This is a genomic window from Bellilinea sp., assembly GCF_034432615.1.
Taxonomy (GTDB): Bacteria; Chloroflexota; Anaerolineae; order Anaerolineales; family Anaerolineaceae; genus Bellilinea.
The window spans coordinates 1-9,550 of record NZ_DAOUBL010000062.1; the positions used below are offsets into that span (position 1 = coordinate 1).

Genomic DNA, 9,550 nt, shown 5'->3' on the forward strand with positions numbered 1-9,550 from the left:
AATTGATAAAGGTTCGCCATTGGATGATTCAGGGATTTTGGGAATTATTCAAAAAGAAGTGAAAATCCGTAAAGAAGCGTTGGAAGGTGCAGAACAGGCTCATCGCGAAGATCTCAAAGAGATGACCCTTTCCGAAATTAAAATTCTGGAAGAATTTCTTCCCAGTCAGCTGGGAGAAGAAGAATTAAGGCAATTGGTTAAAGAAGCAATTAAAGAAACTCAGGCAACAAGCCCTGCAGATACAGGCAAAGTCATGAAAGTGCTTATGCCAAAAATTCAGGGCCGTGCACCCGGGGAACAGGTCAGCAAACTGGTTCGGGAGCAATTGTCTCAATAATGGGCGATGAAGAATAACCATAATAGCTGGTTGTTTACAAGGCGGATCAATCGAAATCTCTTTCGATTGGTCTTGCTGATCTTAACCAGTATTTTATCTTATGGGGCGATGGTTTTACCCATTGCCATTCGTCAGCCTATTGCGCCTTTACAAATTGGTGATGTTGCGACACAGGATATTCAGGCCCCTTACGACCTCTCTTACATCAGTGAAGTCCTGACAGAACAAGCCCGGCAGGATGCACGCAACCGCGTAGCCCCTGTTTATCTTCCAACAGATCCCGCCATTGCCCGACGGCAAATTGAAAAATTGCGCGTTGCACTCAACTTCATCACCAACATTCGCTTTGACACATTTGCCACCCCCGAACAAAAATTTGCCGATCTTTCGGCAATTCAAGAAATTCAGATTTCCACGGATACTGCCGAAGCCATTTTGGAATTGAGCGACTCCCGCTGGCAAACGATCCAGCAAGAGGCTCTTTCTGTATTGGAACAGGTCATGCGGCGCACCATCAGGGAAGATCAACTCGAAGACGCCCGCCGCAGTATCCCAACCTTAATCAGTTTTTCCCTCCCAGAAGATCAGGCCGCAATTGTGGCAGAACTGGTCACACCTTTTGTAGTGCCAAACAGTTTGTACAGTCCAGAGTTGACTGAGCGGGCACGGGATGAAGAAGCTCGGAAAGTTGAGCCGATTGTTAAGACCTACCTCGCCGGAGAAACCATTATTCGACGCGGTCAAATTATCACCCCGCTGGCATGGGAAGCGCTGTCTGCTTACAACCTTATCCAACCGCGCAGCCAACAGGAAAATTTGTTAGCCGCATTTTCCCTTATCGGCTTAATCACGGTATTTACCGGGTTTTACTTCAACCGTCGCAAGATGCCGCTGGTCGAAAACCTGAAGGGTTTATTGCTGCTTTCAATTACTTTTCTAATCTTTCTGTACGGGGCAAAAATTATCATTCCCAATCGCACCGTTCTTCCGTACATTTACCCAATCCCCGCATTTGCCCTGGTGCTGGCCAGTCTTTTCAGCCTTGAAGCCGGTTTGATCTTCCCGATGATCCTGTCCATCCTGGCTGCTTATGGCCTACCCAACAGTCTCGATCTGACTCTGTATTACATTCTGACCAGCATGATCGGTGTTTTGGCATTAGGTAAAGGCAGACGAATTGCAAATTATTTTTGGGCTGGTATTGCCATCGGACTGACCGGCACCGCCATCATTCTGGCTTACCGCCTGCCCGATACAATCACGGATCTTTTGGGGATTGCCACGCTCAGTGGAGCTGCTTTTCTCAACGGCCTGGCATCGGCAAGTCTTACGTTGCTGTTCCAATTCCTCTTTGCTCAATTATTGGGCATAACCACTGCATTGCAATTGATGGACCTCTTGCGTCCTGACCACCCTTTATTGCAACACATTTTAAGAACAATGCCCGGATCTTACCAACACTCCCTTCAGGTTTCAAATTTAGCCGAACAAGCTGCCGAAGCCATAGGGGCGGATGCACTTCTGACCCGCGCCGGAGCAATTTACCACGATATCGGCAAATCCCTGAATCCCTCTTTCTTCATCGAGAACCAGATTGGCAACAAAATCGATTCGCATGATGATTTGGACCCAGAAGAGGCAGCACAAATTATCATTCGTCATATCACAGATGGTGTTGCACTTGCTCAAAAATACCGGCTGCCCCGCCGTATTCAAGATTTCATCTTGGAACATCATGGAACTTTGATAACGCGCTATCAATATTCTCAGGCTCTCAAAGCGGCTGGCGGCGACCCTTCCAAAGTGGACATCAATAAATTTCGCTACCCTGGTCCACCGCCTCAATCTCGTGAAACCGCAATTCTGATGCTTGCGGATGGCGTAGAAGCTCGTGCTCGTGCGGAATTACCCAAAGACGATGAAGAATTGAGAAAAATTATTCGCGGTGTGATTGAATTTTGCCAGAAAGAAGGACAACTGGATAATACCAATCTAACCCTTCGCGATCTCAGTCTGATCACCGAGTCCTTCATCAACACCCTGCGCAACACCTATCACCCCCGCATAAAATACCCGGAAATTAAAACCAATCAGCCGTCCACACATACCGAATCCACACCCCCCTCTACACAAAGCCCAATTAATCAACCTACAGAACCCATCAAAAGTCATGATGATTAATATCCAGATTGAACCTCCGTACGAAGATGTGATGAAAGAAGATTGGATTTTGCGCGTCAGCCGCGCTGCTTTGGAACATGCTCAAGGTGAAAACGAAGTTGAAACCACAATTGTCCTGACCGGCGATGAGACTCTCAAGTCTCTTAATGCTCAACACCTTGGAATGGATGCCCCTACAGATGTTTTATCCTTTCCTGCCGACGAATTTGATCCCGATCAGCAAATGCCCTACATCGGTGATGTGATTATTTCCGTCCCCCGCGCAAAGGAGCAGGCTGAAGCAGCCGGACATCCGCTGGAAAATGAAATCAGCCTGTTAATCGTACATGGTATTCTGCACCTCTTGGGCTACGATCATGACAGCGAAGAAAGAAAGGCGCTCATGTGGAAAAAACAAGCCGAGATTCTCTCCAAACTGGGAATACACATCAATCAACTCCCCGAATGACACTGTTTCGATTTATCGTTGGACGGCGGCCGGCATTCGAACACGCCTTTCATGGTTTGATACATGTGCTACTGACCCAGCACAATGCCCGCATTCATCTGGTGATGACCATCCTTGTCGTAATTTCAGGTCTTCTCCTGAAACTGGTCGCATGGGAATGGGCAATGATCATCATTGCCATCGGATTGGTGTGGATAACCGAGATTATCAACACTGCGTTGGAAGCCCTTGTAGACCTGGTCACCCAACAATATCATCCCCTTGCAAAAATAGCCAAAGACACCTCGGCTGCAGCAGTCTTATTTGCCTCAATAATAGCAGTGTTGTTGGGCATTGTTGTATTCATGCCTCACCTCCTTCAATTGTTTTTGTAAGCAATCTTAATTCATGATCCTTTGCAGGAGAAAATATGTCACAATTCCGCTTCGGTACGGTCGGTTCTCCCATTTCCACTCCCAAAAAACCGGGGGGAAGCGTGGGGGCGGTGCAGCAAACTCGTTTGTTGGGTCTGTCCGCGCTTGAATTGGGATGGGTTCAATCTGTGCGGGTATCTGAAGAAACCTGCCGGCAAATTCAATCAACAGCCGCGCAACTCGATGTCGCTATCAGCGTCCATGCCCCCTATTTCATCAATCTGAATGCTGATGAAGACGAATGGCCAAAATCTCGTCAACGGTTAATGGATGCGGCTTATTACGGTTTCCTGGCTGGCGCTACGGATATTGTTTTTCATCCGGGTTCTTACTTCAACCAACCACCTCACCAGGTTAGAGAAAAGGCAATTCAGCGTCTTGCTGGTTGTGTAGAGGAACTCAAAGTTAAGCAGATCCATGTAACCTTGCGTCCTGAAACGATGGGAAAATCGGCAATGCTCGGTTCACTGGAAGACACCTTAATCCTGAGCCAAAGCCTTGATAACGTTGAGCCTTGCCTTGATTTTGCACACCTTCACGCTCGTGCAGGAAATGGCTCGATGAATACGAAAGGAGAATGGTTGCAAGTGCTTAAGGATTACCAAAATGCATTAGGAACACAAGCCTTGCAAAGACTGCACATTCATCTTTCAGGTATTGAGTACAGCCTCAAAGGCGAAAAAAATCATCTGCCATTGCGTGAATCCGATTTCGCGTTAAGCGACCTGTTTATCGCCCTTAAAGAGCTGAATTGTTCGGGCAGGATTTTATGTGAAAGCCCTATTATGGAAGAAGACGCTCTTTACATGAAAGAGGTCTGGGAAGAATTATAAATATTCCTTCAAATTGTGTTCAACCGCATAAGCTGCCGCCTCAGCCCGATTGCTGACGCCCAGTTTTGAAAGAATGCTGCTGACATAATTCCGCACAGTTCCTTCGCCTAAAAATAACACCTTGGCAATCTCCCGGTTAGTCTTGCCCTCCGAAACCAACAGTAAAACGTGTTTCTCCTGCTGGCTCAGATTGGCAAATGCGGAAGCTTCCTCTTCCTTGACTGCACGGCGCACTTCTTGAAAAACCCGTTGGGTAACTGCGGGGTCTAATAACGCCTCCCCTCGTCCCACTGCTTCAATTGCGCGAATTAAATCCTCACCGCCAATTTGTTTCAAAACATACCCGGAAGCACCAGCGCGGATTGCGGAAAAGAGCATTTCGTCTTCAGCATAGGAGGTCAACATAATCACTTTGGTTTCAGGAAATTTTTGAGTAATTTCTTCACATGCCTCAATTCCCGATGCCCCCGGCAAACGGATATCCAACAGGACAACATCTGGGCGAAGTTGAGCCACCTTCTCCAGAGCTTCTTTGGCTGTCCCGGCCTCTCCTACAACCTCAAACTGGGGGTGATGTTCGAGCAATGCCTTCAAACCAAGGCGCACTACTTCATGATCATCCACCAATACAATGCGTTGTTTGCTCATAAGTGCCTCCACGCGAAAGTATAGCGAATTAACCCTTCTATGGCAAGTAAAAAGATAACATTGATTATCCATGGATGAAATTGTTTCTGTACAATTTCTAATGTTTTTTATTTGGAATTCTTCAATGGGTGTGGTAAACTAAAGACAGGGCGGCATTATAAAATCGCTCAATATGAATTATTCAGAAAGACCAGCCAGCAAAACCTATGAATTCAAGCCTCAACCGCACGGTCATTTATATCGAAGACGATCAGGAAATGATTGACCTTGTGTCAATGATCTTAAGCCGCCGCGGCTATGCTGTCCAAGGGGCACCGGGGGGAAAGATTGGACTGGAAATGGTCAGGCGGGAACCGCCCAATCTGATTCTATTGGATTTGATGATGCCGGATATGGACGGCTGGGAAGTTTATCAAAACCTCAAATCCGATGAGAAAACAAAAAACATCCCCGTCATCGTGATCACCGCCAAGGCACAGGCTATTGACCGGGTTCTTGGACTGCATATCGCCCACGTGGATGATTACATCAGCAAACCGTTTCGACCACAGGAATTGCTGGAAAGCATCGAAAAAGTCCTCGCCAAAGCCGAAAGCAAGGATCACTGAAGCATCAGATCCAATGACCCAGTGGATTGAGATACAAAATCTGAGTCGTCCCGAAATTCCGCCAATCAAAGCTCGACTTTGTAATTCGTTTTGGACAAAATTTCGCGGTCTGATGTTTCAAAAGTCTTTGGAAGAATATCAGGGAATTTTAATTGACGAACAAAAGGATGGCATTGCGAATACTTCCATCCACATGTTTTTTATGCGCTTTGCAATTGCAGCCATCTGGATTAATGCGAAGCAGGAAGTCGTGGACGCCAAAATTGCCCATCCCTGGAAACCATTTTATGCGCCATACAAACCTGCCCGATTTGTATTAGAAACTCACCCCAATCGCCTCCTCGACTTCAAACCCGGTGATCGGGTAAAATTACTGCATGAATAAGCGATTTCAATTATTTTGTTTTATTACAATTGTTTCTCTCATTTTCCTCCCTTCGTTGAAGGTCAGCGCCCAATCTGCAGGGGATTTGCCAGTATATATTGTACAGAGTGGCGATACCATCAACACCATTGCAATCCGCTTTGGGATTTCTGCTCAGGATTTAATTGCCGTAAACCAGATCTCCAATCCTGATTTGCTTACGATCGGCACGCCGTTAAGAATCCCCGGCTACGAAGGCATTTCTGGCACACTCAAACTGACCGTAGCACCATTAGGGGCAACCCTTCGAACCATCAGCCGTCAATACCAGGTGGATGAAAACACCATCGTCCGCCTGAATCAATTAACCAGCCCCTCTCAGATTTATGTCGGTTCAACCCTCATCCTCCCCGAAAAAGAGCAAGCAGTAGATCCCAAGCCGATTGCCATTCTCGGTGAAGGGGAAACATCTCTTGAAACTGCTGCCCGCAGTTACTCCAATCCCTGGAAACTGGTTTTACAAAACCGCAAAGAAAGCACTGCCCTTTTTTTGAGCGGAGAATTAATATTCAGTGATGCCCCGCAACAAAGTGGTGGTTTATTTGGTTCACCCTTAATTCAAAACATAGAAATCACACCTCTTCCACTTCGCCAGGGTAAAACGCACCTGATTCGGGTACTCACATCAACCCCACTCAATCTTTCTGGTACATTGAATAACCTTCCTTTATCCTTTTTTCAGGAAGCAGATAATCAATACATTGCTATCCAGGGTATTCATGCCATGGCGCAACCCGGATTGGCATTATTAACCCTCCAGGCCCAGGCTGACGACCAATCCTCCTTTGCATTTGAACAGCCCATTTTGCTGGAACCCGGTTACTATCCCCAGGATGTTCCGCTAGCGGTAGATCCAGCCACGTTGGATCCGGCTATCACCCAACCCGAAGACGAGCTGATCCGTACCATCACCAAACCGGCTACTCCACAGCGTTACTGGACGGAAAAATTCCGTGTGCCGGTAGATGAGCCCTGTATTCGATCCTGGTTTGGCAGCCGCCGCTCCTATAACAACAGCGGCTATAAATATTTTCATACTGGCGTGGATTATGGCGTGTGTGCCAATAATCTGAATATTTACGCGCCAGCCCCCGGCAGGGTGGTGTATGTGGGAGAGCTAACCGTTCGAGGAATTTCAACAATCATTGATCACGGCTGGGGTATATATAGTGGTTTTTGGCACCAGAGCAGTACGAAGGTTAATGTAGGAGACTTTGTTGAAACTGGCCAGATTATTGGTGAAATTGGCGGAACAGGACGTGCTACCGGACCGCATCTTCACTGGGAAGTGTGGGCAAATGGTGTTCAAGTAGAGCCGCTGGACTGGCTGGAAAAGGTATACCCATAAAATCAGCAATATTTATCATTATCAGGGTATAATTAAGAAACATTATGTCAATGTTGTGCACATCTTCATCCATCGAGCAATAGGAACATGCCTGTTCAGATCGAAAACCTGCAAGAAACGTACTGGGAAAAGTTTGAAATTCAAGAAGAAGATCTCGAATTTCTTTACAATCACCTGCTGGAAATTGAAACGCCACTGACGGCGAAAGAATTAGCCGAAGTATTGATTCGAGAACGAATTCGTCGCGAAGCGGAACGCTTAGTGGCGCTCCAAACCGCCGGCGGCGAAATTTACCAACCTAAAAACAGTTATCAACCGGATGATCGCATTCAGTTCCCCGCTTTAAATTGGAGTAAGGGCAAAGTTCTTTCTGTGCGGCCCGGTTTCAACCCGGATTTGCCCCCCTTTAAGGTGATTAAGGTTGAGATGACGGACGGCAGCATCAAAGAATTTGCTGCCTCTCTCGCTGATCATGTTCTCAATCAATCCCTTCAAAACGAAATTACAGAACCCGCACTGAACCCCCAATTAATCATCGAAAAATATGGTGATCAAATTGCCGGGCTTCTCACCCAGACCTTTGAAACCGTACCCGATCTTGTTCAAATTGCAGGTGCATGGTTTCCGCGATCCCTTTTAGTAGATGTCAGCGTTGGTCACCTCAACCTCGCCGAAGCCCTGCTGGAAATGTCGGGTGGCGGGCCATTGCCAACTGAGGTCATTTTAGATCAGATCGAGCTTCCCACGGATGTCAATCGGAAATTGACTGAATTTTCAATGAACCTTGCATTGCAAGAAGATGAGCGATTTGATGAAGTCGGCCCTGCCGGCAAAACGCTCTGGTTTTTGCGCCGCCTGGAACCCGAGGGAGTGCAAAACACACCCCTTTATTTACGCTATCAACCTGTTTCGGTGGATGTCAGCGCTGCCAGATCGGAAATCGAAGCGCTGAACCGCCTGGTTTTTGATGAACTGGAAGCAGAGGGTGATTTACCCCGTAAGGCAGAGGAAATTGAGGTAAGCTTAATCTTCCCTCACTGGCGAGCCGGGACAATTCCCCTTTCTAAAAGCATCGCGCGCCTCTTTCCGACTGCTTACGAAGCACCCCGTGTACGGTTCCTCTTTGTGGATGAGGAAACCGGAAAAGAGTTTCCCGGATGGGTGGTACGTCCAAACCGCTATGTTTTCGGTTTGAGGGAATGGATTGAAGAAAAAGAGTTGATTCCCGGTTCGTTGTTTGTAATCAAACAAGGCAAAGAACCGGGTAAAGTTGTTATCAAAGCGCTGAAGAAAAAATCAACGAAAGAGTGGCTGCGAACCGTTCTGGTGGGAACTGATGGTGGAGTTGTGTTGACCATGCTTAAACAACAGATTGGGAACGAATACGATGAGCGAATGGCAATTGCGATTCCCGATGTGGCAGCCCTGGATCAGGTTTGGGAAACCGGCTCCCGTTACAAAACCCCGCTCGAGAAGACAATCCTAAATATGATGCGTGAAATGGTTAAACTTTCTCCGCAAGGTCATGTCCACGCACAGGAACTTTATGCAGCAGTTAATTTAGTGCGCCGTTGCCCACCGGGGGTTTTGGTTTCAATTCTGGCAAATCAACCCAATGTCATCCATCTCGGTGATTTGTATTACCGACTAAGCGACCAAGACTCAGAGGTCTGAAAAGATGAGTACTCCCAGCCGCTTCAGTCTCATAAAACCTACATTAGAAACCCCCTTTCACATTGATTTTGAATGGTGGAAAAGCCATGACCAAAACTGGCGGGTTTTTCTCTTGAGTTTTCTGTGTCCTGAACATCAGACCCTTTTTGAAAGCATGGGTGGCGAAACCTGGATTGACTGGGTAAATCCTCAAACAGGCGAAGTAACACAGGTTGACGGACTACAGCATACACTGATGGTTCACTGTGCAAAATTACCCGGGTTTTTATCCCAAAACACCTCTCTGGTTAATTCGGTCTTCAGGGTATTCCTCTCCAATGGGAACACACCCTTAACCCCCCTTGAACTTTCCAAAATTATTGACAGACCTGCCGAAAAGATTTTACAAACTTTCTCCGGTACGACGGTGTATCAGGGAATTCGTCCCGTTCAAAAGGGGTAAAATTTAGTACAAAACACCACCTTTTTAGAAGATTTTGCTTGCTGTGCTATAATTGAAGTTGACAAATTCACATCATCAAAAATTTTGGTGCTCGCCAATCCTAATTAACACATTGCCCTGCCCCTGTAGCTCAATGGATAGAGCACCGGACTTCTAATCCGTTGGTTGTGAGTTCGAGTCTCACCAGGGGCGCT

10 protein-coding genes and 1 tRNA gene are annotated in these 9,550 nt (G+C 46.9%); 10 read left to right on the top strand and 1 reads right to left on the bottom strand.

The features are described from left to right. The 5 genes from VAE48_RS03205 to VAE48_RS03225 form a co-directional block, all read left to right on the top strand. The coding region (locus tag VAE48_RS03205) for a GatB/YqeY domain-containing protein (protein WP_322791873.1) at positions 1–337 on the top strand (337 nt) is incomplete at its 5' end. Positions 338–409: 72 nt separating this feature from the next. Continuing rightward, a complete protein-coding gene (locus VAE48_RS03210) occupies positions 410–2,518 on the top strand; it encodes an HDIG domain-containing metalloprotein (RefSeq protein WP_322791874.1) in 2,109 nt (702 codons plus the stop codon). Further along, complete coding sequence (ybeY, locus tag VAE48_RS03215) at positions 2,508–2,966, top strand: rRNA maturation RNase YbeY (protein ID WP_322791875.1); 459 nt, start codon at positions 2,508–2,510, stop codon at positions 2,964–2,966. The genes VAE48_RS03210 and ybeY overlap by 11 nt, the downstream gene beginning before the upstream one ends. Then, positions 2,963–3,340 carry a diacylglycerol kinase family protein gene (locus VAE48_RS03220; protein WP_322791876.1) on the top strand — a complete coding sequence of 126 codons (378 nt, stop codon included), beginning with the start codon at positions 2,963–2,965 and terminating at the stop codon, positions 3,338–3,340. Before ybeY ends, VAE48_RS03220 begins: the two co-directional genes overlap by 4 nt. 35 nt (positions 3,341–3,375) lie before the next feature. Further along, positions 3,376–4,212, top strand: a complete 837-nt coding sequence (locus VAE48_RS03225) for a TIM barrel protein (protein WP_322791877.1) — start codon at positions 3,376–3,378, stop codon at positions 4,210–4,212. On the opposite strand, the gene VAE48_RS03230 is transcribed toward VAE48_RS03225, so the two are convergent. Then, positions 4,207–4,860 carry a response regulator transcription factor gene (locus VAE48_RS03230; RefSeq protein WP_322791878.1) on the bottom strand — a complete coding sequence of 218 codons (654 nt, stop codon included), beginning with the start codon at positions 4,858–4,860 and terminating at the stop codon, positions 4,207–4,209. The two genes, VAE48_RS03225 and VAE48_RS03230, sit on opposite strands and share 6 nt — an antisense overlap. 206 nt (positions 4,861–5,066) lie before the next feature. On the opposite strand from VAE48_RS03230, the gene VAE48_RS03235 reads away from it, so the two are divergent. From VAE48_RS03235 to VAE48_RS03255, 5 genes are all read left to right on the top strand, one after another. Continuing rightward, the gene (locus tag VAE48_RS03235; protein ID WP_322791879.1) at positions 5,067–5,468 is read left to right on the top strand and encodes a response regulator transcription factor; all 402 of its coding nucleotides are present in this window, start codon (positions 5,067–5,069) and stop codon (positions 5,466–5,468) included. Between the two features lie 13 nt (positions 5,469–5,481). Continuing rightward, complete coding sequence (locus VAE48_RS03240; protein ID WP_322791880.1) at positions 5,482–5,853, top strand: DUF192 domain-containing protein; 372 nt, start codon at positions 5,482–5,484, stop codon at positions 5,851–5,853. Between the two features lie 85 nt (positions 5,854–5,938). Then, positions 5,939–7,240 (top strand): peptidoglycan DD-metalloendopeptidase family protein, encoded by a 1,302-nt coding sequence (locus tag VAE48_RS03245; protein ID WP_322791881.1) that lies wholly within the window; start codon positions 5,939–5,941, stop codon positions 7,238–7,240. A gap of 87 nt (positions 7,241–7,327) precedes the next feature. Further along, complete coding sequence (locus tag VAE48_RS03250; protein WP_322791882.1) at positions 7,328–8,914, top strand: hypothetical protein; 1,587 nt, start codon at positions 7,328–7,330, stop codon at positions 8,912–8,914. Between the two features lie 561 nt (positions 8,915–9,475). Next, positions 9,476–9,548, top strand: a tRNA-Arg gene (locus tag VAE48_RS03255). Positions 9,549–9,550: the final 2 nt, after the last annotated feature.

Excerpts from the sequence above, each read along its gene's own strand:
- ybeY (WP_322791875.1), top strand. The coding sequence starts at position 2,508 with ATGATGATTAATATCCAGATTGAACCTCCGTACGAAGATGTGATGAAA.
- VAE48_RS03220 (WP_322791876.1), top strand. The coding sequence starts at position 2,963 with ATGACACTGTTTCGATTTATCGTTGGACGGCGGCCGGCATTCGAACAC.
- VAE48_RS03225 (WP_322791877.1), top strand. The coding sequence starts at position 3,376 with ATGTCACAATTCCGCTTCGGTACGGTCGGTTCTCCCATTTCCACTCCC.
- VAE48_RS03230 (WP_322791878.1), bottom strand. The coding sequence starts at position 4,860 with ATGAGCAAACAACGCATTGTATTGGTGGATGATCATGAAGTAGTGCGC.
- VAE48_RS03235 (WP_322791879.1), top strand. The coding sequence starts at position 5,067 with ATGAATTCAAGCCTCAACCGCACGGTCATTTATATCGAAGACGATCAG.
- VAE48_RS03240 (WP_322791880.1), top strand. The coding sequence starts at position 5,482 with ATGACCCAGTGGATTGAGATACAAAATCTGAGTCGTCCCGAAATTCCG.
- VAE48_RS03250 (WP_322791882.1), top strand. The coding sequence starts at position 7,328 with ATGCCTGTTCAGATCGAAAACCTGCAAGAAACGTACTGGGAAAAGTTT.